The following is a 22,304-nucleotide window of genomic DNA, read 5'->3' as shown; positions in this document are numbered from 1 at the left end:
CGCCACGCCTTCACCAGAAGAGTCCGACTATGCAATTTCCTGAATCCTGGTTGCGTGAGTTCTGCAACCCGCCGCTGACGACGGCTGAGCTTTCCGAGGCCCTCACGATGGCGGGTCTCGAGGTGGAAGAGTTGCAGCCTGTTGCGCCTCCTTTCACCCGCGTGGTGGTGGGGGAGATCAAGCAGGCAGAGCAGCATCCCAATGCCGACCGACTGCGTGTGTGCCAGGTGGATGTGGGCCAGGCTGAGCTGCTCAACATCGTCTGTGGTGCGCCCAATGCGCGTGTGGGCATCCGTATTCCTTGCGCGATGGTGGGTGCCGAGTTGCCGCCGGGTGAGGATGGCAAGCCTTTTGTGATCAAGGTTGGCAAGCTGCGGGGCGTGGAAAGCCAGGGCATGCTGTGTTCGGCCCGAGAGTTGAAGCTGTCCGAAGACCATGGCGGTCTGATGGAGCTGCCTGCCGATGCGCCGCTGGGTCAGAACATCCGCGACTACCTTCAGCTGGATGACACGCTGTTCACGTTGAAGCTCACCCCGAATTTGGCACACTGCCTGAGCGTGTATGGGATCGCGCGTGAAGTCTCGGCGCTCACAGGAAGCCCCTTGCTGCAGCCTGCGTTCCCCACCCTGGCGGCGGTTCATGATCAGCGGCTGCCTGTGACTATCAGTGCGCCTGATCTGTGTGGTCGCTTTTCGGGCCGTGTGGTGCGTGGTGTGAACCCCAAGGCAGCCACCCCAAAGTGGATGGTGGACCGCCTGGCGCGTTGTGGTCAACGCAGCGTGACGCCGTTGGTGGACATCTCCAACTACGTGATGTTCGAGTTGGGGCGTCCATCGCACATTTTTGATCTTGACAAGATCCATGGCGGCTTGGACGTGCGCTGGGGGCGTGAAGGTGAATCTCTGAAGCTGCTCAACGGCAACACCATCACGGTGGACGGCCAGGTGGGCGTGATCGCCGATGAGCAACAGGTCGAGTCTCTGGCGGGCATCATGGGCGGAGATTCGACGTCAGTGTCTGACGACACGCAGAACGTGTACGTCGAAGCCGCGTTCTGGTGGCCCAAGGCAGTGGCGGGCCGTTCGCGCCGGTTCAATTTCTCGACCGATGCAGGTCATCGATTTGAGCGTGGTGTCGATCCTGAACTCACGGTCGAGCACATCGAGCGTATCACCCAGTTGATCCTCGACATCTGTGGTGGCCAGCCGGGTCCGATTGATGATCAGCGGGTCAATGTGCCGTCTCCTCAGGCTGTCACGCTGCGTGTGGCCCGTGCTGAGAAGGTCATCGGCATGCCTTTGGGGCAAGATCGCTGCGCCTTGGCCCTGCGCCGCTTGGGTCTGCCACTCACCGAAGGCTCGGGGACCCTGACCGTGACCCCGCCGTCCTATCGCTTCGACCTGACCCTTGAGGAAGATCTGATCGAAGAAGTGGCTCGGATGGTGGGCTACAACAACCTGCCGACCACCAAGCCGCTGGCGCCCATTGCGCCCAAGTTGCGCGCGGAGGCTCAGCGCAGTTCCTTTGCGGTGCGTCGTCTGCTGGCGGGTCTGGGCTACCAGGAAACCATCAACTTCAGTTTCGTTGATGCGTCTTGGGAGCACGAACTCGCAGCCAATCCCAATCCGATCAAGCTGCTGAATCCAATTGCAAGCCAGATGAGCGTGATGCGCTCTTCGCTGATCGGGTCCCTCCTGCAGGTCCTCAAGTTCAATGCAGACCGCAAAGCGTCCCGCGTGCGTGTTTTTGAATTGGGCCGCGTGTTCCTGCGCGATGCCTCTGTGGCGGATTCGATCACCACGGTTTCGGGTTTCGATCAGCCGATGCGGGTGGCCGGCGTGGCCTGGGGGTCGCAGGCGTCCACCCAATGGGGCATGACCGAAAGAGCCGTTGACTTCTACGACATCAAGGGCGATGTTGAAGCTTTGCTGGCCCCGCTCAAGCCCGTCTTTGTGCCGGCTGAGCATCCGTCCCTTCACCCTGGTCGCACTGCTGCGGTGCAACTGGATGGGCACACCATTGGCCATGTCGGTGAGTTGCATCCGCGTTGGCGTCAGAAATGGGGCTTCGCCTCGTCGCCTCTGGTGTTTGAACTGGACTTGGACCCTGTGTTGGCGCGTCGTGTGCCGGCCTTCGAGTCCGTCTCGCGTTTGCAGCCGGTCACCCGCGACATTGCTGTTGTGTTGGGGGATCAGGTCACGTATGCCGCCGTAGAGTCGGCCATCCGTGCGGCCGATACGGGCAGTTTGTTGCGTGACGTGACGCTGTTCGACCTGTACCGCCCCAAGGTCCAGAAAGATGGCGCTGTGGTGCAGGGCGGTTTGGCCGCAGGGGAAAAGAGTCTGGCCATTCGCCTCACGCTGCATGGTGGCGACAATACCCTCACCGATGAGCAGATCGAAGTGGCCGTGCAGGCTGTGTTGCAGAAGCTGGCGGCCGACACCGGCGCCCGCCTGCGTGCTTGAGAGGATGCAAGACAACATGGCGACTCTTCCTGAGATCGAGTTCGCGGTCGATGACCTCGAAACGACTGCGCTGACCAAGGCTCAATTGGCTGATCTTTTGTTTGAGCAGATCGGCTTGAACAAGCGTGAGTCCAAAGACATGGTTGACGCTTTCTTTGACTTGGTCGCAGAGAGCCTGGTGTCGGGGGAGGATGTGAAAATTTCCGGCTTCGGCAATTTCCAGATCCGTACCAAGGCACCCCGCCCGGGGCGCAACCCCCGCACGGGCGAGGCCATTCCGATCGGGGCTCGGCGCGTTGTGACCTTCCATGCCAGCCACAAGCTCAAAGAGCAGATCCAAGGCTGAGGACTCGGTCACTCTTTTGCGAGAGACCTGTCCGCGCTGGCTGGCATTTGAGGCAGCTCTGCAGTAACCTAAAAGCTTTTCGTGTCGTCCGTCATCCACATGGCAAACCCATTGCCCCCCATCCCGGTCAAACGCTACTTCACCATTGGTGAGGTGGGTGAGCTGTGCGGCGTCAAGCCGCACGTTCTGCGGTATTGGGAGCAAGAGTTCACTCAGCTGCGTCCCATGAAGCGCCGGGGAAATCGCCGTTACTACCAGCACCATGAGGTGCTGATGATCCGGCGCATCCGGGACTTGCTTTACGACCAGGGCTTCACCATCGTCGGGGCACGCAACAAGCTCCAAGAGGTGGGCGGCACGGAGCCGCTTGCTCCTGAAGGTGACCTGTCTCAGGTGGCAACTCAAGGTGCTGCCTCGACGATGGCATCGACCGATGAAGGCCGGCACTTGCCGGGTCAGCTGCCGGCCGTGGGTGACCTGAACGCGCTTCGCAAAGAATTATTTGAGATTTGCGAGCTTCTCGCCGAAAGTGCCTAAAAACCGCTATATAATTTAATTCTTGTCGGCGTGTAGCGCAGCCTGGTAGCGCACTTGCATGGGGTGCAAGGGGTCGCGAGTTCGAATCCCGCCACGCCGACCATTTTATTCCAGTGAATCAATGGGTCAGTTCTCAAAAGGAACTGACCCATTTTTCATTTCTCGACCGATTGAATGCGCTCTGGGGCATGGGCCGTTCGGATGGGGCGTCAGCAGATCCCCGACATGGCTTGCCAACTAATTCACCGATTGGTTTGAGGCTTGGCCCTGCGGTGGTCGGGTTTTGTTGAAAGCGCCCCCACCCCTCGTTATGATCCTGGTGACAGAATGTTACCCATCATTACATTTCGAGCCGGCCTGCTGAAACCTTGGCACGGTCGACACGATTGTTTGATGGTTCTTTGGAATCACAAGAATCATGAACAACGCACTGCGTGAGATCTTTGCCAAACAAGGGCGCATGGCCCAGGTCCTGGAAGGCCTGAGTGACGATGCAGACCTGTTTGCAGCCGGGCTGGACAGTCTGGCCATCGTCAACGTCATGTTGGCCGTCGAAGATCGTTTCGATGTCGAAATCCCTGACGAATACCTGAACCGAGCCACTTTCTCCAGCATTGCGGCATTGGCCACTGTTCTGCACAAGTTGCAAGCTGAGCAAGCCTCCACATGACCACCGCCACCCCCATGCGCCCGGTTGAAGCCCTGCCGGGAGCGGCCTCGTGCCGCGATGATTGGGCGGCCCGAGCAGCGGCGATTGCTGAAGTGGCTGCACGCCACGCCCACGAGGTGGATCGCGATGGCCGTTTTCCCGCTGAGGCCGTGCAGGCCATGCGCGACTCGGGCTTGTTGGCTGCCTGGGTTCCCGAGTCGCTGGGCGGGCCGGGCCTGAGCTTGCGCCAGATCGCCGCCATGTGTGCCCAGATCGGCGGCGCCTGTGGTGCCAGCGGCATGATCTTTGCCATGCACCAGATCAAGCTGTCTTCGATCGTGCACCATGCCGGAAGCTCTCCCTGGTACCAGGCATTGCAAAAGCGCGTGGTCGCCGAGGCCTTGCTGCTGGGTTCGGTGACCTCCGAGGTCGGGGTGGGCGGCGATATCCGTCGCTCACTGACCCACGTGGTCCGCCGGGGAGACCGTTTCACGCTCGACAAGCATGGCTCGGTGGTTTCCTATGGTGCTTACGCAGACGCCTTGCTGATCACGGCCCGCGCAGACGAGCAGTCTCCCCCCAACGGCCAGGTCATGGTCACCCTGCTGAAAGACCAGTACCAACTGGAAAAGACGGGCGACTGGGATGCCATGGGCATGCGCGGCACTTGCAGCGACGCCTTCATGATCCGTTCCGAAGGGGCTTGCGAGCAGATTTTCGAGGCACCTTTTGCCGAGATCATTGCCAACACCATGCTGCCGGTCTCGCACATCCTGTGGTCCAGCGTCTGGTTTGGCATTGCGCACAGCGCTTTGCTGCGGGCCCGTACCCATCTGCGTGCGGTGATGAAGCAATCGGGCGGACAACTGCCGGCCGCTGCCACGCGCCTGCCTGATCTGGTGGCCCGGGTGCAGTTGCTGCATGCGCGCCTGGTGTCGGCAGCCACCCGTTTCGAGCTTGCGATGGCATCGGGGCAGGGGGCTTTGCCGATGTCCCTGACGACCGATCTGACCTTGCTCAAGAGCACCATGTCCGAAGGCTGTCTTGCGGTGGTGCAGGAGGCCCTGACCACGGTCGGCTTCGCCGGTTACAAGACCGACGGTGTGGCCAGCCTGGGTCGCCACCTGCGCGACCTGCACTCAGCTCCGTTGATGATCAACAACGCACGTTTGATTGAAACCATGAGCAGCTTCCTGCTGATGGATCCCTTGCAATTCGGATTGGCCTGATATGAGCGACGCCTTGGACACGAGTCCCACTTTTCTTGAGCAGTTGATTGCTGCGGGCCACCTGATTCCCATGGGTGTGGATGGCCTGTATGGCAAGAGCGGTGTATTCGAAGACATCCTCGACAAGCTCGATCGTCTGATCACCCGCTACGGCGCTGATCAGAAGGCCGAGGTGATGCGCTTCCCACCCGCCATCTCGCAGCAAACCTTTGAAGAGAGCGAGTACCTCAAGACGTTCCCGCATTTCGCGGGTACCGTGCATTGCTTTTGCGGCGACGAAAGCGAGCACCGGCGCATTCTCGAGTGTGTGGCCGAGGGCAAGGATTGGACCGAAAGCCAGAAGGCCTCCGGTGTGGTGTTGACGCCGGCTGCCTGTTATCCCTCTTACCCAGTGGTCGCGCGACGTGGTCCGGTGGGGCCCGACGGGGTGACCCTGGACTTGATGTCCTATTGTTTCCGGCACGAGCCTTCGCTGGAGCCCACTCGCCTGCAACTGTTCCGCATGCGTGAATATGTGCGCGTCGGTACGCCTGACCAGGTGCTTGCTTTCCGCGCCCATTGGCTTGAGGCTGGTGAAAAGCTCGTGCGCTCCCTGGCCCTGCCCTTGATCATCGATGTGGCCAACGATCCCTTCTTCGGCCGTGCCGGCCGAGTGTTGGCGGCGAGCCAGCGGCAGCAAAAACTCAAGTTCGAACTGCTGGTGCCGGTCAACAGCGAAGAGAACCCGACGGCCTGCCTGAGCTTCAACTACCACATGGACCACTTTGGTCTGATCTGGAAGCTGCGCACCCCGGGCGATGAGGTGGCTCACACCGCCTGCGTCGGTTTTGGCATGGAGCGCATCACCCTGGCCCTGTTCCGCCACCATGGGTTCGATCCCAAGGCCTGGCCGGCTGACGTGCAGGCGGCGTTGGGAGGGTTCTGATGTTGGGTGAGGCCCTTCCGCTGCCGGCCTACAGCCCGCACGCGGTGCATGGCGCCGAGCGCCATTGGCCGCAGTCCAACTGCAGCCTGGACCTTTGGATCACCTACCTCAACCACCTGGGTTTGGCGCCCGAGGCCTTGATGGGGGCGCTGGTCCAGTTGGACTACGAAGGGGATCAATTCACTTTCTGCAAGTTCGAGCCTGCCGACCTGGCTGACCTGCACGGGTTGGTTCTGCGCGAGTTGGCGATGTTCGATCGCCTGCAAGACCATGTCCAGGCCCAGGTGGCGCGTGGTCACCTGGTGCTGGTGGAGCTGGATGGCTTTCACATGCCTGACACCCGCAGCACCTCCTACCAGCGCGAGCACAGCAAGACCACCATCGGCATCGAATCCATCGACCCCGAGCGGCAGCGGCTGGGCTACTTCCACAACGCGGGGCGATATGTCCTGCAAGGGGATGACTATCGGGCCTTGTTTGCCATCGACACGGTGGACCGACAGGCCACCGGGGCGCTGTTGCCTTACACCGAAGTCCTGCAGCGCAAGCGTGCGCCTCTGCCGCCCGAGGCCTTGCGCGATGCGGCCCGAGCTGCCTTGCGTCAGCACCTGACCCTGGCTCCCGTGGCCAATCCATTCCTCGCCTACCAGCAGCAGTACGAGGCTGATCTGGCGCGGGTCATCGAGCGTGGCAATGAATACTTCCACCTCTATGCCTTCAACCATTTCCGCCAGTTTGGCGCTGTGTTTGGCTTGATGGAGCACTTTTTGCGATGGCTCGGAGACGGGGCTTTGCTGCCATTGGCAGACCATTGCGACCAGATCGCAGCTCAGGCGAAGCTGATGCAGTTTCGCGTGGTGCGCGCAGTCGCACGGCGCAAGCCGGACGACTCCGGCCGCATCCTGAGCGATGTGGCCGAACGCTGGGACGCCGTCATCGGCGGTCTGCGTCAGCACCTGGGCTGAGACCTCATGGTGAGCCCCCACTGGCAACTGCTGGAAACCCCGGGCGGTCAGTTCGACCACCCCGATCAATTGCCGCAGGCCGACGGCGCCTGGTTGCCCGCGCCTGTGCCTGGCACGGCTTGCCAAGCCTTGGCGCAGGCGGGCCGATTCGACCTGCTCGCGCCGCGTTCGCTGATGGACCTGGACATCTGGTACCGCAGTGCCTGGGCCCTGCCTGCCGCAGCCACCCTGCATTTTGAAGGCTTGGCCGGCGTCGTCGAGGTCTGGTTGGGTGGGCAGCAGCTGTGCACCCACCGGCAAATGCACCTGCCATTGAGTGTGGACCTGCCGGCTGGGCCAGTGCTTTTGATGCTGTGCTTCCGGGCCCTCTCTCGGGCGGCCGTCAAGCGCCAGGGTCGAGCCCGATGGCGGCCCCGCATGATTCAGCCCCCCAGCCTGCGCGACCTGCGTCAGACCGTGTTGGGGCACATGGCGGGATGGTGTCCGGAGTGGACCCCCATCGGCCCCTTTGGAGCGCTCCGGCTGGGCTCGCCGTCCGACGCTGAGTCCGTGAAGATTCAAGCCCTGCGCGCGGATTGGACCGGGCAGGGCGCCTGCTTGCAAGTGGCTTTGCAAGGTGCCCGGCTTGCTACAGGGGCCCAGCTTCGATGTGCCGGCACCCGGCTGCCCTTGTGCCAGCGTGATGACGGTCTTTGGTGGGCCGAAGGGGCCTTGCCCGAGGCGCAGGCCTGGACACCTCACACCCATGGTCAGCCTGTGCTGCATGAGGTATGGCTGGAGCAGGGTTCCCAGCCAACCCTGCTGGGCACGGTTGGATTTCGCCACATCGAGCTCGATCGGCAACAGGGGGCTTTCCGTCTGCTGGTCAATGGCCTGCCGGTGTTTTGCCGCGGTGTGTGCTGGACTCCGCCTGATCTGTTGCGCCTGAGCAGCTCGCCCGAGGTGTACCGCGCCTTGGTGCTTGAGCTGGTCAATGCGGGCATGAACATGGTGCGCGTGAGCGGAACCATGCTGTATGAACAGGCGGCCTTTTTTGCGGCGTGTGATGAGGCCGGCGTGCTGGTATGGCACGACTTCATGCTGGCCAACTTTGACTACCCTTCGCGCGACGCCGGGTTTCTGGCCGAGCTGGATGCCGAGGCGCGGCATTTTCTGGGCCGAACCCTGCACCACCCCTGCCTGGCCGTGCTGTGCGGTGGCAGTGAGGTGCGTCAGCAGGCCGAGATGCTGGGGGTGGACTGGCCTGAGGACGATCCTGTGTTCCAAGGCTTGCTGGCCAAGGTCTGTGCCCAGGCCCGACCCGATGTGCCCTATGTGCCGAATACGCCCTGGGGCGGGCAGCCCAGCTTCTCGACCGATCAGGGGGTGTGCCATTACTACGGGGTGGGCGCCTACCAGCGCGGCTTGGACGATGCACGCCGGGCCCGGGTGCGCTTTGCCAGCGAGTGCATGGCCCTCGCGCATGTACCGGCCGAGGCCGACCTGGCCCCAGCGCTGGCCCAGGCGCCCATGGGTCTGCGCTGGAAGCAGGGCACCCCGCGAGACGCCGCCGCGTCGTGGGATTTCGACGACGTGCGCGAGCACTACCTGCAACACCTGTATGGGGTCGACCCTGGCCAACTGCGGCGTGAAGACCCGGCCCGATACCTGGATCTGGGGCGGGCCGTCTCTTGCGATCTGGCCGAGCACCTCTACGCCGAGTGGCGGCGCCCGGATTCCGGCTGTGCCGGGGCGCTGGTGTGGCAATTGCGCGATCTGCGCGAAGGCGCCGGCTGGGGGCTGCTCGATCATCAGGCCCGCACCAAGCCGGTGTGGCACGCCTTGGCGCGGGTGCTTCGGCCCGTGCAGGTTCTGGTCACCGACGAAGGCCTCAATGGCCTAGCCGTGCACGTGATCAACGAACGCCCGCTGGCGCTGCGTGTCGTGCTCAGTCTGCAGGTGTTGCGGGATGGGCAACGCATCGTGATTGATGGCCAGCAGTCGCTGGAGCTCCCCGCCCATGGGGCTATCACCCTGAGCAGCTCTGAGCTACTGGGGCGCTTTTTTGACATCAGCTACGCCTACCGCTTCGGGCCCCCGGCCCACGACGTCAGCGTGGTGGTGTTGCGCGATGCGAACACCGACCAGGTGCTGGGCTGGGCGTGCCATCTGCCCAACCGGGTTTTGCCCGCCGCCGATCTGGGTTTCAACACCCGCCTGGAATGGCGCGACGGGGCTTGGCAACTGGGCGTCACGGTGCAGCGCTTTGCCCAGCACGTGCATTTTGTCAGCCGCAGCCATCGGCCCTCGGACGATTGGTTTCATCTGCCGCCGGGCGTCGAGAAGTGGCTGACCCTGAGCCCGCGCGAGGCCTCGCAGGTGGAGCCGGCGCTGGCCGGGGGGACTCTTGCCGCGCTCAATGGAATGACGGCACCTTGGGTGCGCCTGGTCCCGCCGCAGGTCTGAGCGCCACGTTCTACGCGACTTCATGAAATCTGTTGTTTTCTCCGGTTGCCGAGCGCAGCTTCACACGCCTGCCGATGGCGGATTTCGCCACCTGGTGCTGGTTTGCAATGCCTTCGGTGGTGAAGGCCTGTATGCCCACAGAGCGCTCTGTGCGTTGGCTGAGGACCTGGCCGCGGCGGGCATGGCGGCCTTGCACCTGGACTACCCCGGCCTGGGCGACAGCGTCGACCTGGCGGCGCCCTTGGATGCCACACAGGCCTGGTTGGACGGCGTGCGTGCGGCACTGGCCTGGGCGCGCAGCCACTTCCCGGGCGTGGTGCTGAGTCTGTGTGGCCATCGAATGGGGGCCCTGTTGGCCGCCGAGGTGGCCAGCACCGAAGCCGATGTGCGGGCTCTGCTGCTGTTGTCCCCACCACCATCGGGTCGTCACCTGGTGCGGGAGCTGCAAATCACGGCCCAGCCTGCCGCTGGGGGTGATGGCGTTTTTCTGTATGGCTGGTGGCTTGCCAATGCCACCCTGGCAGGGCTTCAGTCGCTCGATCTGGGCTGCTTGTCCCGGCGCCCGGCGCTTGCGGTTCAGGTGCTCAGTGACGCAGGTGGTCGCGCTCTTGCCAAGCTGGCGCAGGCCCATGTGCAGGCGGGTGGCGTCGAGTTTGAAGTGCATGAGATGCCTGACCTGGCGGGCCTGCGGGCCGAGCCTCATCTGGTCGAGGCGGCAGAGGCGAGCTTTGCGCGGGGTGTGCAGTGGCTGGCCTTGCGCGGCGCCAACGGCGCCAGCGCTGGGTCGTTGCACCAGCCGGCATTGCCTCTGACAACCGAGCTCCACCTGCCGCAAGGGCTGGAGATCGGGTGCCGATTCGGCCCCGCAGAGGCCTACTTCGGCATCCTCTGCCAGCCTCATGAAGCACAGCCGGATCAGCCTTGCGTGTTGATTCTGAACACCGGTGGCAATCCGCGTTCCGGCCACCACCGCCTCAGTGTGGCCCTGGCCCGTGCGCTGGCTGCGGCCGGCGTGGCGTCCTTGCGCATTGATGCCACCGGCATCGGCGACACCGTGCCCGTGGTCCGGGGGCGCAGCCTGGCGCTTTACAGTGAGGCGTCGTTGGTGGACGTCGGCTATGCGCTGAGTTGGCTTGACGGGCAGGGCTGGGTCCGCCCTGTTGTCTTTGGCATCTGCTCGGGCGGATACCTGGGTTTGCATGCTGCGGTTCATGAACCCCGCATGGGCGGGTTGGTGATGGTGAACCCCCAGAGTTTTCTGTGGGAGGGACCGTCGTTTGGCACCGAAATGCCGACGGAGGGTGGTGCGCCGGCCAAGGTGGAGATCCAGCAACTGGGGCATTACTGGCGTGTGCTGTTTGCCGGGCACTTTTGGCGGCGCTTGTGGCGTGCCGAGGTGGCGGTGGGGGGGGTGCTGCGTCAGGTGGGCAAGGCCTTGTGGTTTCGATGTGCCGCGGCGTTGCAGGCGCGGCTGCCGGCGGGTTGGGCGCTGGCGCCGCGGGCCGCCAAGGTTCAGGCCCTGTTTGCCGCTTTGGCAAAGCGGCGTCTGCCTCTGTTGCTGGTCTATGCCGACACCGACCCCGGGCTGAATGAATTGCAGGCCTGCTTTGGCCCAGGGGGGCGGCGCCTGCTGCGCAATCCGGTCGCCCATGTGCACCTGGTGGAGGGGGCTGATCACACCTTCACGGCGGCCGCGGATTCGGAGAACCTGATCCAAATCGTCAGGCAATTCGTCTCCTCCAGGTCGATCTGAAATACTTTTTCAGGCAAATTCGTAACATTCAGCAAGCGTTGGCTAGCCCATGCGCTGGCCTGCTGAGGGCTTTCGAAGTCAAGTGCGAGACATCGCGCGTCAACGGCCTGCAAACACCGCCACCGTGCCGTCATGGCCACTTGTTCTGTCCTGGGGCTTCGATTTGATGGCACTGGAGCAACCCTTGGTTTAGGGGGCTGCCCCCTTGCCGCGAGGTCATTCGGTGGCACAATCGCGTCCGCAAAAGGCCCTTCCCCAGCCACTGTCGCATCCGCCAATCGGTTCAGCCGTGTCGCGGAAGGTTTATCAACCAGCTAATGCTTCCCTGAGGGGAGCGGAGGTCCGCGGAATATGAGCGATTCTTCGTCCGTCTATCAAGCCTATCAAGGCAACACCTATCTCTTCGGGGGCAACGCGCCTTACGTCGAAGAGATGTACGAAAACTACCTGGCCAACCCGGGCAGCGTGCCTGACACCTGGCGCGATTACTTCGACGCCCTGCAGCACGTGCCCGCCGTCGACGGCAGCAATGCCCGCGATGTGCCCCATCTGCCTGTCATCAATGCCTTCGCCGAGCGTGCCAAGTCGGGTCAGACCAAAGTGGTCGTGGCCAGTGCCGACGCCGAAATGGGCCGCAAGCGCACCGCCGTCCAGCAGTTGATTGCGGCTTACCGCAATGTGGGCGCCCGTTGGGCCGATCTGGATCCGCTCAAGCGCACCGAGCGCGCGCCCATCCCCCAGCTTGAACTCTCCTACTACGGCTTCACCGATGCCGACCAGGAGACCGTGTTCAACATCAGCAACACCTTCTTCGGCAAGGACACCATGTCCCTGCGCGAACTGCACAACGCCCTGCGTGAAACCTACTGCGGCACCATCGGCGCCGAGTACATGCACACCACCGATCAGGACCAGAAGGCCTGGTGGCAAAAGAAGCTGGAAAGCATCCGCAGCAAGCCGAACTTTGGCGGTGACAAGAAAAAGCACATCCTCGACCGCCTGACTGCAGCCGAAGGCCTTGAGCGCTACCTGCATACCAAGTATGTGGGCCAGAAGCGCTTCTCGCTCGAAGGTGGCGAGAGCTTCATCGCCGCCATGGACGAACTGATCCAGTCGGCCGGCGCCAAGGGCGTGCAGGAAATCGTGATCGGCATGGCCCACCGCGGCCGCCTGAATGTGCTGGTCAACACCCTGGGCAAGATGCCCAAGGACCTGTTTGCCGAATTCGACCACACCGCCCCGGAAGAACTGCCGGCCGGCGACGTGAAGTACCACCAGGGCTTCAGTTCGGACGTGACCACCCCTGGCGGCCCGGTCCACCTGTCGCTGGCCTTCAACCCGTCCCACCTTGAAATCGTCAACCCGGTGGTCGAAGGCTCGGTGCGTGCCCGCATGGACCGTCGCGACGACCCGCATGGCAACCAGGTGCTGCCGGTGCTGGTGCACGGCGATGCGGCCTTCGGCGGCCAAGGTGTCAACCAGGAAACCCTGGCCCTGGCCCAGACCCGTGGCTACACCACGGGCGGCACGGTGCACATCATCATCAACAACCAGATCGGTTTCACCACCAGCGATCCGCGCGACATGCGCTCCAGCGCCTATTGCACCGACATCGTGAAGATGGTCGAGGCCCCGGTGCTGCACGTGAACGGTGATGATCCGGAAGCCGTGGTGCTGTGCATGCAACTCGCCCTCGAGTTCCGCATGACCTTCCGTCAGGACGTGGTGGTCGACATCACCTGCTTCCGCAAGCTGGGCCACAACGAGCAGGACACCCCCAGCCTGACCCAGCCCCTGATGTACAAGAAGATTGCGGCCCACCCTGGCACGCGTCGCCTGTACGCCGACAAGCTGGCCACCCAAGGCCTGGGCGCGACCCTGGGCGACGACATGGTCAAGGAATACCGTGCCGCCATGGACGCTGGTCGCCACACCGTCGATCCGGTCCTGACCAACTTCAAGAGCAAGTTTGCCGTTGACTGGAGCCCTTACCTGGGCAAGAAGTGGACCGACTCCGGTGACACCGCCATCCCGGCTGCTGAATGGCACCGTCTGGCCACCAAGATCACCACCATCCCGGCCAGCGTCACCCCGCACCAACTGGTGAAGAAGGTGTACGACGACCGCGCTGCCATGGGCCGCGGCGACATCCCGGTGGATTGGGGCATGGGTGAACACATGGCCTTCGCCTCGCTGGTGGCCAGTGGCTACCCGGTGCGTCTGTCGGGCGAAGACTGCGGTCGCGGTACCTTCACCCACCGCCATGCCGTCATTCACGACCAAAGCCGTGAAAAGTGGGACACCGGCACCTATGTGCCGTTGCAGAACGTGGCCGAGAACCAGGCTCCGTTCGTGGTGATCGACTCGATCCTGTCCGAAGAAGCAGTGCTGGGCTTTGAATACGGCTACGCCTCGAACGACCCCAACACCCTGGTGATCTGGGAAGCCCAGTTCGGCGACTTCGCCAACGGCGCCCAGGTGGTGATCGACCAGTTCATCGCCTCCGGTGAAGTGAAGTGGGGCCGCGTCAACGGCATCACCCTGATGTTGCCGCACGGCTACGAAGGCCAAGGCCCTGAGCACAGCTCGGCTCGCCTGGAGCGCTTCATGCAGCTGTCGGCCGACACCAACATGCAAGTGGTGCAACCGACCACCGCCAGCCAGATCTTCCACCTGCTGCGTCGTCAGATGGTGCGCAACCTGCGCAAGCCACTGGTGATCATGACGCCCAAGTCGCTGCTGCGTAACAAGGACGCCACCTCACCGTTGATCGAGTTCACCAAGGGCAGCTTCCAGACCGTCATTGGCGAACACAAGGAAGACGTGCTCAAGAAGGCCGACAAGGTCAAGCGCGTCATCGCCTGCTCGGGCAAGGTCTACTACGATCTGGCCAAGAAGCGCGAAGAGAAGGGCGCTGACGACGTGGCCATCATCCGCGTCGAACAGCTCTACCCCTTCCCGCACAAGGTGTTTGCGGCCGAACTGAAGAAGTTCCCGAATGCCACCGACATCGTGTGGTGCCAGGACGAGCCGCAGAACCAGGGCGCCTGGTTCTTTGTGCAGCACTACATCCACGAGAACATGCTCGACGGTCAGAAGCTGGGTTACTCCGGTCGTGCGGCTTCGGCTTCGCCGGCTGTGGGCTACTCCCACCTGCACCAGGAACAGCAGAAGGCCCTCGTGGATGGCGCCTTCAGCAAGCTCAAGGGTTTCGTGCTGACCAAGTAAATGCAAGAAGGGGGCTGGAAAGCCCCCGTCGAACCAGAACAAGATACCGAAAGAATTGATATGGCAATCGTAGAAGTCAAAGTCCCCCAGTTGTCTGAATCCGTGGCCGAAGCCACCATGCTGACGTGGAAGAAGAAGGCCGGCGAAGCCGTGGCCGTGGACGAAATCCTGATCGAAATCGAAACCGACAAGGTGGTGCTTGAAGTACCGGCACCGTCGGCCGGCGTGCTCGCTGAAATCGTGCAAGGCGACGGCGCCACCGTGGTGGCCGATCAGCTGATCGCCCGCATCGACACCGAAGGCAAGGCAGGCGCTGCTGCTCCGGCCGCTGCCGCTGCTCCGGCAGCCGCCCCCGCCGCTGCTGCAGCCCCCGCTGCCGCCGCTGCCTCGACCTCCAAGGCCGACGTGGCCATGCCGGCTGCCGCCAAGCTGCTGGCCGACAACGGCCTGGCCGTGGGTGCCGTGACCGGTACCGGCAAGGACGGTCGCGTCACCAAGGGTGATGTGCTGGGTGCTGTGGCTGCTGGCGTCAAGCCCGCTGCCGCTCCGTCCGTCATCCCGACCGGCGCCCCCACCAAGTCGTTGCCGCAAGTGGCCGCACCGGCCGCCCCGAGCCTGGGCGATCGCCCTGAGCAGCGCGTGCCCATGAGCCGTCTGCGTGCCCGCGTGGCTGAGCGTCTGCTGCAATCGCAGTCGACCAACGCCATCCTGACCACCTTCAACGAAGTCAACATGGCTCCGGTCATGGACATGCGCAAGAAGTTCCAGGACGCCTTCACCAAGGAACACGGCGTGAAGATCGGCTTCATGAGCTTCTTCGTCAAGGCCGCTGTGCATGCCCTGAAGAAGTACCCGGTGCTGAACGCTTCGGTCGATGGCAATGACATCGTCTACCACGGCTACTTCGACATCGGCATCGCCGTGGGCTCGCCCCGTGGCCTGGTGGTGCCGATCCTGCGCAACGCCGACCAGATGAGCTTTGCCGACATCGAAAAGAAGATCGCTGAGTTTGGCCAGAAGGCCAAGGACGGCAAGCTGGGCATTGAAGAAATGACTGGCGGTACCTTCTCGATCTCCAACGGCGGTACTTTCGGCTCCATGCTGTCGACCCCCATCATCAACCCGCCGCAGTCGGCCATCCTGGGCGTGCACGCCACCAAGGACCGCGCCGTGGTCGAAAACGGTCAAGTGGTGGTTCGCCCGATCAACTACCTGGCCATGTCCTATGACCACCGCATCATCGACGGCCGCGAAGCCGTGCTGGGCTTGGTGGCCATGAAGGAAGCGCTGGAAGATCCGTCGCGCCTGCTGTTCGACATCTAAGCCAACAACACCCTCCCAGCCGCTCGTCCCATGAAACCGGCGTGTCGAGCACCGTCTGATGGCCTCGGAGCAGGCCAAGCCAGAGATGCCGTGGAGCGGGCTTGGCCCGGCCACCGGCATCGTCCCCTTGGGGGGATGGCGCCGCAGGCGACTCAGGGGGGGATTCCAACCCACCGGGTGCAAAGCGGACACAGCGCGCACCCTGGTGGGTTTTGTTCCAACTGATTCAAGAGATTTCACATGAGCAAACAATTTGATGTCGTCGTCATCGGCGGCGGCCCCGGTGGCTACATCGCCGCCATCCGTGCAGCCCAACTGGGTTTCCAGGTTGCCTGTATCGACGAATGGAAGAACGACAAGGGCGGCCCGGCGCCTGGCGGCACCTGCACCAACGTCGGTTGCATCCCCTCCAAGGCCTTGCTGCAATCGTCCGAGCATTTCGACCACGCCACGCACCACTTTGCCGACCACGGCATCTCGGTGTCCGACGTCAAGATGGATGTGGCCAAGATGATTGCCCGCAAGGACACCGTCGTGAAGCAGAACAATGACGGCATCCTGTACCTGTTCAAGAAGAACAAGGTCAGTTTCTTCCACGGCCGTGGCTCCTTCGTGAAGGCCGCCGAAGGCGGCTACGAGATCAAGGTGGCGGGTGCCGCCGAAGAGTCCATCACCGGCAAGCACATCATCATCGCCACCGGCTCGAATGCCCGTGCGCTGCCCGGCACGCCTTTTGACGAAGTCAACGTGCTGTCCAACGACGGCGCGCTGCGTCTGGGCACTGTGCCCAAGAAGCTGGGCCTGATCGGCTCGGGCGTGATTGGTCTCGAAATGGGTTCCGTGTGGCGCCGCCTGGGTGCGGAAGTCACCATTCTTGAAGGTCTGCCGACCTTCCTGGGTGCGGTGGACGAGCAGATCGCCAAGGAAGCCAAGAAGGCTTTTGACAAGCAAGGCCTGAAGATCGAGCTGGGCGTCAAGGTGGGCGAGATCAAGAACGGCAAGAAGAGCGTCAGCGTGGCCTACACCAACGCCAAGGGCGAGGCCGTGGACCTCGAAGTGGACAAGCTGATCATCTCGATCGGTCGTGTGCCCAACACCATCGGCCTGAACACCGAAGCCGTCGGCCTGCAACTCGACGAGCGTGGCGCCATCGTGGTGAACGACGACTGCCAGACCAACCTGCCCAACGTCTGGGCGGTGGGTGACGTGGTGCGTGGCCCCATGCTGGCCCACAAGGCCGAGGAAGAAGGCGTTGCCGTGGCCGAGCGCATTGCCGGCCAGCATGGTCACGTCAATTTCGGCACCATCCCCTGGGTGATCTACACCAGCCCCGAGATCGCCTGGGTGGGTCAGACCGAGCAGCAACTCAAGGCCAGTGGCCGTGCCTACAAGGCCGGTACCTTCCCCTTCCTGGCCAATGGCCGTGCACGCGCCCTGGGCGACACCACCGGCATGGTGAAGTTCCTGGCCGATGCCACCACCGATGAAATCCTGGGCGTTCACATCGTGGGCCCCATGGCCAGCGAACTGATCTCCGAGGCCGTCGTGGCCATGGAGTTCAAGGCCAGCGCCGAAGACATCGCCCGCATCTGCCATGCGCACCCGTCGCTGTCCGAAGCCACCAAGGAAGCAGCCTTGGCGGTGGACAAGCGCACGCTGAACTTCTGATCAACCACGCATGTCGGGATCTGATGCCGTTCACTTGGCCTACGAGGCCGAGATCAAGGCGCGGGGGTTCAGCAGTGACCCCGCGCAGCTTCGTGCTGTCGAGGCCTTGCAGCGCTGTGCCAATGATTGGTCAGCCTACAAGGACAAGCGCTCCAACTCGTTCAAGAAGCTGATCAATCGGCCTGAGATTCCGCGCGGCGTGTACATGTACGGAGGGGTGGGGCGGGGCAAGAGCTTTCTGATGGATTGCTTCTTCAACGCCGTGCCCATCCGCCGCAAGGTGCGCCTGCACTTTCACGAGTTCATGCGTGAAGTGCACCGCGAGATGACCGTGCTGCAAGGCACGGTCAACCCGCTGGACGTGCTGGGCGCCAAGATTGCCAAACGCTACAAGCTCATCTGTTTTGATGAGTTTCATGTGGCTGACATCACCGACGCCATGATTCTTCATCGGCTGCTGGTGTCCTTGTTCGACAACGGGGTGGGCTTTGTCACCACCTCCAATTTCAAGCCGGACGACCTGTACCCTGATGGCTTGCACCGTGACCGCATCCTGCCCGCCATTGCCCTGCTCAACGAGCGCATGGACGTGCTGAACGTGGACAACGGTACCGATTACCGCCGTCGCACGCTGGAGCAGGTGCGGGCCTACATCACCCCGCTGGGGGCCGAGGCCGATGCCGAGATGCGTGACAACTTTGCGCGTCTGGCCGAAACCAAGGACGAAGACCCGGTGATGCGCATCGAATCGCGTGAAATCCATGCGCTGCGCAAGGCGGGCGGGGTGGTCTGGTTTGACTTCAAGACCCTCTGCGGTGGCCCACGCTCGCAGAATGATTACCTGGAGATCGCCACTCAGTTCCATACCGTGCTGCTCAGTGGCGTACCGCACATGCCCGTCAGCCGGGCCTCTGAGGCCAGGCGTTTCACCTGGCTGGTGGACGTGCTGTACGACCGCCGGGTCAAGCTGATCCTGTCGGCGGCTGTGCCCCCCGAAGAGCTGTACACCGAGGGCCCGATGGCACACGAGTTTCCGCGCACCGTCTCGCGTCTCAATGAGATGCAGTCGGCCGAGTTTCTGGCGCTGGAACGGCGCTTGGTCGACACCCGCCTCACATGATGTCCGGAACACGCCTGAATGCTCTCTTCATCTCGGTCCTGCTGTGTCTGAGTGGGGGGGCGCTGGCCGCCGATGCGCCCTCTTACCCGCCTGCACAGCCGCAGTCCGCACCGTCTTTCACCGAGGTGGAGCGTTCGCGCATCGAGCGGGAGCGCGCCGCCGAGATGCGGCGCCAACAGCAGGTGGAGAGTGGCTGCTACCAGCGCTTTGCCGTCAACGATTGCCTGCTGGAGAGCCGAGTCAAACACCGCGAGTTGATGGCCGACCTCAAGCGCCAGGAAATCGCACTCAATGACCGTGAGCGCCGCTTGCGTTCCAGCGAGCAATTGCGCCGCATTGAAGACAAGGTGTCGTCGCCCGAACGCGATATCGACCTGATGAACCGCCAGCAGCAAGGGGCGCAAAAGGCCACGGACGCGGCCAACACGGCGGCGCAAAGAGCGGTCGATGCCGCCAATCAGACGCGTGAACGCGCTGAGCGCCAGGCCGAGCAGCAACGCAAGCAGCAGCAGGCCGTCGAAAAGGCGGCAGAGCGGGCCAGCAAGGCGGCACAAGCGCCTGAGGAGGCCCGTCGGTTTCAGGACAAATTGCAGGATGCGGCCAGCCACCGCCAGCAGGTGGAGCGTGACGCCAAGAGCAGCCCGGGTCCACGCGGAGCCCCTTTGCCCGTGCCTGCCGAGGCCGGCAGCGCCCCTGCTGTCCGCCCCTGAGTGGGTTGGGATCAGCCCGGCATCGCGGCCAGGCCTGAGCTCAGCGCCGAACTGCGCTGGGCGCGCCCACCAAGGGTTCGATGCGGACCACCACCAGTGAAAGATTGTCACCGCCGCCACGGGCGCGGCCGCGTGCCTTGTCGATCAGGAACTCGGTGGCCTCGCGGGGCGAAAGGCCAGCCAGAACCGAGCCCAACTCGGCATTTGTGAAGTAGTGCCACACCCCATCGCTGCAGGCCATCAGAGAGTCGCCAGGCTTGACCTGATCGATCACATGGTAGGCCATCGGAGGATCCGATTCGGTGCCCAGGCAACCCAGCAGGATGTTGGACTGCGGGTGGTGGCTTGCTTCTTCCTCGGTCAGTTCGCCGCGATCGACCAGCGCCTGCACGTAGGAGTGGTCCAGGGTGCGCTTGATCAGTCGGTCGCCATGGAAGTGATAGATGCGTGAGTCACCTGCATGGATCCAATGGCATTCGCCATTGGGCAGGATCAAAAATGCAGCCACCGTGCTGTGGGGCTCTTGCTCGGCCGAGATGGCCGTGAGCTTGATCACCAGGTGGGCTTCTTTGAGCAACTGCTGAAGCAGTTCATGAGGCGAATCGCTTTCAGGTGCGAAGCGCTCAAACAATTGGCGCGCACTGAGCATCACCTGGTCAGAGGCCTTGCGCCCGCCGCTGCGGCCCCCCATGCCATCAGCCACCACCGCCAGCACGCAACCGTTGACTCGGGCATGGCTCAGCAGGACCACCTGGTCTTGCTGGTATTCGCGATCTCCCTTGTGTATGCCCGTGGAAGCGGTAAGTCGGTAGCCTTGAGACATGATAGGGACTTCAACCTGCAGGAGTTTCGCGCAAAGTGGTCGCCTATTATCGTGTGAAGAAATGACATGCGAATCGCAGCCAGAGCTGTCTTTTTCGGTAGGGCCCGCCTCTGCGTCGCCTCCTTGGGTGGCGCAGGTGACCGACTGGCTGAGCCCGGGAGGCCATCTGCAGCAGCGCGCTCCCGGCTTCAGGCCCAGGCCGGGGCAACTGCGTCTGGCCCTGGCGGTGGGGCAGTGCGTGGCCGAGGGTGGGGTGCTGGTGGCCGAGGCCGGCACGGGCGTCGGCAAGACCTATGGCTACCTGCTGCCCACGCTGCTCAGCGGGCGCCGCATTTTGATCGCCACGGCCACGCGCAACCTGCAGGACCAGCTTTCCACGCGTGACCTGCCTCAGTTGCTGGCCCTGCTCGGCGTGAATCGGCGCGTGGCCCCCTTGAAGGGCCGGGCCAGCTACCTGTGCACACACCGTCTGGGGTCGGCGCGTCGCGATGGGCACTACCTGGCCGATGCCGAGCTGCGGCTCCTGGCCCAGGTGGAGCGCTGGGCCCATTCGACGCGGTCCGGCGATCTGGCCGAATTGCCTGAGCTTGACGAGACCTCGCCACTGTTGCCCTTGATCACGTCGACCCGCGACAACTGCCTGGGCACGCGCTGCGCGGGCTGGCAAGGCTGTCATGTCAACGAGGCGCGACGGCGTGCCATGGTGGCCGACGTCGTGGTGATCAACCACCACCTGTTCTTCGCTGATCTGCAGTTGCGCGAGTCGGGCGTGGCCGAGCTGTTGCCCTCGGTGCAGACCGTGGTCTTCGATGAGGCGCATCGGCTCAATGACATCGCGGTGCAGTTCATGGGGCGCCAATTCAGCACCCGTCAGTTGCGTGGTCTGGCCACCGAACTGGTCAACGAGGGCATGCGTTGGGCCCGGGGGTTTCAGCCCTGGCCTGAGTTGGCCTCTTTGCTTGAGCAGCAGGCCCGGGCCTTGGACCAGTGCCTGGGGCGCGACACCCCGCGCGCAGGTGTGCGTCTGCGTTGGCTGGGTGCTACCCCGGAGGGCGTGCCGGCGCTGTTGTGGCAGCAAAGTCAGCACCAATTGGCTGCGGTGCTGGCGCGGGTGCACGAGGCGCTCACGGTGGTGGCAGAAACCGCGCCCGAGCTGCGCCGACTGGCCGACAGGGTGGCAGCGCTGCAGCAGGGGTGGTCCGCGTTCATGCGCCCTCCGGCCGGCATGGTGGTGCGCTGGCTCGAACTGGGGCGGCAGGCGAAGTTCATGGAGGCACCGCTCAACATGGCAGCAGCCCTCGCGCCGTTGATGGGCCCGGATGCCCAGGCTGACACCCGGTCCTGGGTGTTCACCTCGGCCACCCTGGGCCTGGATGAGTCGCTCAGCTGGTTCACCGAACCTGCCGGGCTGAAAGGCCATGCGACCGTGTTGCGCGTGGCCAGCCCATTTGACTACCGCAGCCAAGCGTACCTGCACGTGCCTGAGGGCTTGCCCGAGGCGCAGGACCCGGATCATGCCTCGGCCCTGGCGCACTGGCTGGTGGAGCCCGTGCGTTGCCTGGGGGGGCGTACTCTGGTGCTGGCCACCTCTTTGCGCGCCTTGGCTGAACTGGCCCGGCAACTGCAACAAGGGATGGCAGGGTCGGGCATTGATGTGCTGGTGCAGGGGCAGGGCTCGCGCAGGCGCCTGCTGGAGCGTTTCCGTCAGGGCGGTGGGGCAGGGCGCCCCTGCGTCCTGGTGGCCTCTGGCGCATTCTGGGAGGGGGTGGATGTGCCTGGCGATGCCTTGCAGATGCTGGTCATCGACAAGCTGCCATTTCCGGTGCCTGATGATCCGCTGGTCCAGGCGCGCAGCCAGGCCCTGCGTCAACAGGGGCTGTCACCGTTCGAGGCCTATGTCCTGCCCGAGACCGCCATGGCGCTGAAGCAGGGCGCAGGCCGCTTGATTCGATCCGAGACTGACCGGGGGGTGCTGGTGGTGGCGGACGAACGCCTGCTGCAGCGAAGTTATGGGCCGCCCTTGCTGGCGGCCTTGCCCGACATGCCGGCCTTGCACGGGCAGGCGGCTTTGATGAAGGCCCTCACGGCCTTGCGTCAGATGGACTAGGCCGTGTTGCC

Annotated in this window: 16 protein-coding genes and 1 tRNA gene; 16 read left to right on the top strand and 1 reads right to left on the bottom strand. The window is 63.5% G+C overall.

What is annotated here, in order from left to right; translation table 11 throughout:
• Positions 1-29 precede the first annotated feature (29 nt).
• From pheT to AC07VS_RS11350, 15 genes are all read left to right on the top strand, one after another.
• Positions 30-2,465, top strand: coding sequence for a phenylalanine--tRNA ligase subunit beta (gene pheT / locus AC07VS_RS11420; protein WP_494750987.1), 2,436 nt, complete (start codon positions 30-32; stop codon positions 2,463-2,465).
• A gap of 16 nt (positions 2,466-2,481) precedes the next feature.
• On the top strand, positions 2,482-2,811 hold the full coding sequence (locus tag AC07VS_RS11415; RefSeq protein ID WP_425389175.1) for an integration host factor subunit alpha: 330 nt from the start codon (positions 2,482-2,484) through the stop codon (positions 2,809-2,811).
• A gap of 99 nt (positions 2,812-2,910) precedes the next feature.
• A complete protein-coding gene (locus AC07VS_RS11410) occupies positions 2,911-3,348 on the top strand; it encodes a MerR family transcriptional regulator (protein WP_494751090.1) in 438 nt (145 codons plus the stop codon).
• 26 nt (positions 3,349-3,374) lie between these two features.
• Positions 3,375-3,451 (top strand) — tRNA-Pro (locus AC07VS_RS11405).
• Between the two features lie 315 nt (positions 3,452-3,766).
• Positions 3,767-4,018 carry an acyl carrier protein gene (locus tag AC07VS_RS11400; RefSeq protein WP_492345133.1) on the top strand — a complete coding sequence of 84 codons (252 nt, stop codon included), beginning with the start codon at positions 3,767-3,769 and terminating at the stop codon, positions 4,016-4,018.
• Complete coding sequence (locus AC07VS_RS11395; RefSeq protein ID WP_494750986.1) at positions 4,015-5,226, top strand: acyl-CoA dehydrogenase family protein; 1,212 nt, start codon at positions 4,015-4,017, stop codon at positions 5,224-5,226. The genes AC07VS_RS11400 and AC07VS_RS11395 overlap by 4 nt, the downstream gene beginning before the upstream one ends.
• Before the next feature lies 1 nt (position 5,227).
• Positions 5,228-6,151 carry an amino acid--[acyl-carrier-protein] ligase gene (locus tag AC07VS_RS11390; RefSeq protein WP_492345135.1) on the top strand — a complete coding sequence of 308 codons (924 nt, stop codon included), beginning with the start codon at positions 5,228-5,230 and terminating at the stop codon, positions 6,149-6,151.
• The gene (locus tag AC07VS_RS11385) at positions 6,151-7,116 is read left to right on the top strand and encodes a DUF1839 family protein (RefSeq protein WP_492345136.1); all 966 of its coding nucleotides are present in this window, start codon (positions 6,151-6,153) and stop codon (positions 7,114-7,116) included. Before AC07VS_RS11390 ends, AC07VS_RS11385 begins: the two co-directional genes overlap by 1 nt.
• A gap of 6 nt (positions 7,117-7,122) precedes the next feature.
• Positions 7,123-9,561 (top strand): glycoside hydrolase family 2 protein, encoded by a 2,439-nt coding sequence (locus tag AC07VS_RS11380; protein ID WP_494750985.1) that lies wholly within the window; start codon positions 7,123-7,125, stop codon positions 9,559-9,561.
• A 22-nt stretch (positions 9,562-9,583) separates the two neighbouring features.
• The gene (locus AC07VS_RS11375; RefSeq protein ID WP_494750984.1) at positions 9,584-11,314 is read left to right on the top strand and encodes a serine aminopeptidase domain-containing protein; all 1,731 of its coding nucleotides are present in this window, start codon (positions 9,584-9,586) and stop codon (positions 11,312-11,314) included.
• 351 nt (positions 11,315-11,665) lie between these two features.
• Positions 11,666-14,542, top strand: coding sequence for a 2-oxoglutarate dehydrogenase E1 component (locus tag AC07VS_RS11370; protein ID WP_492345139.1), 2,877 nt, complete (start codon positions 11,666-11,668; stop codon positions 14,540-14,542).
• A 60-nt stretch (positions 14,543-14,602) separates the two neighbouring features.
• Positions 14,603-15,865 (top strand): 2-oxoglutarate dehydrogenase complex dihydrolipoyllysine-residue succinyltransferase, encoded by a 1,263-nt coding sequence (gene odhB, locus AC07VS_RS11365; protein ID WP_492345140.1) that lies wholly within the window; start codon positions 14,603-14,605, stop codon positions 15,863-15,865.
• A 240-nt stretch (positions 15,866-16,105) separates the two neighbouring features.
• Positions 16,106-17,533 (top strand): dihydrolipoyl dehydrogenase, encoded by a 1,428-nt coding sequence (gene lpdA / locus AC07VS_RS11360; protein WP_494750983.1) that lies wholly within the window; start codon positions 16,106-16,108, stop codon positions 17,531-17,533.
• A 10-nt stretch (positions 17,534-17,543) separates the two neighbouring features.
• Positions 17,544-18,653 (top strand): cell division protein ZapE, encoded by a 1,110-nt coding sequence (zapE, locus tag AC07VS_RS11355; protein WP_492345142.1) that lies wholly within the window; start codon positions 17,544-17,546, stop codon positions 18,651-18,653.
• Entirely contained in the window at positions 18,650-19,363 is a 714-nt protein-coding gene (locus AC07VS_RS11350; RefSeq protein ID WP_494750982.1) for a hypothetical protein, read from the top strand. The genes zapE and AC07VS_RS11350 overlap by 4 nt, the downstream gene beginning before the upstream one ends.
• A 40-nt stretch (positions 19,364-19,403) precedes the next feature.
• Here the strand turns inward: AC07VS_RS11350 and AC07VS_RS11345 are convergent, their stop codons facing one another.
• Positions 19,404-20,186 carry a PP2C family protein-serine/threonine phosphatase gene (locus tag AC07VS_RS11345; protein WP_492345144.1) on the bottom strand — a complete coding sequence of 261 codons (783 nt, stop codon included), beginning with the start codon at positions 20,184-20,186 and terminating at the stop codon, positions 19,404-19,406.
• 136 nt (positions 20,187-20,322) lie between these two features.
• Between AC07VS_RS11345 and yoaA the strand changes: the two genes are divergently transcribed.
• Positions 20,323-22,293, top strand: a complete 1,971-nt coding sequence (yoaA, locus tag AC07VS_RS11340) for a DNA repair helicase YoaA (RefSeq protein ID WP_494750981.1) — start codon at positions 20,323-20,325, stop codon at positions 22,291-22,293.
• Positions 22,294-22,304: the final 11 nt, after the last annotated feature.

The organism is Curvibacter sp. GW821-FHT01G03, from assembly GCF_059422285.1.
Note: the sequence above shows the minus strand (reverse complement) of the source record. Positions and strands in the feature narration are given on the sequence as shown.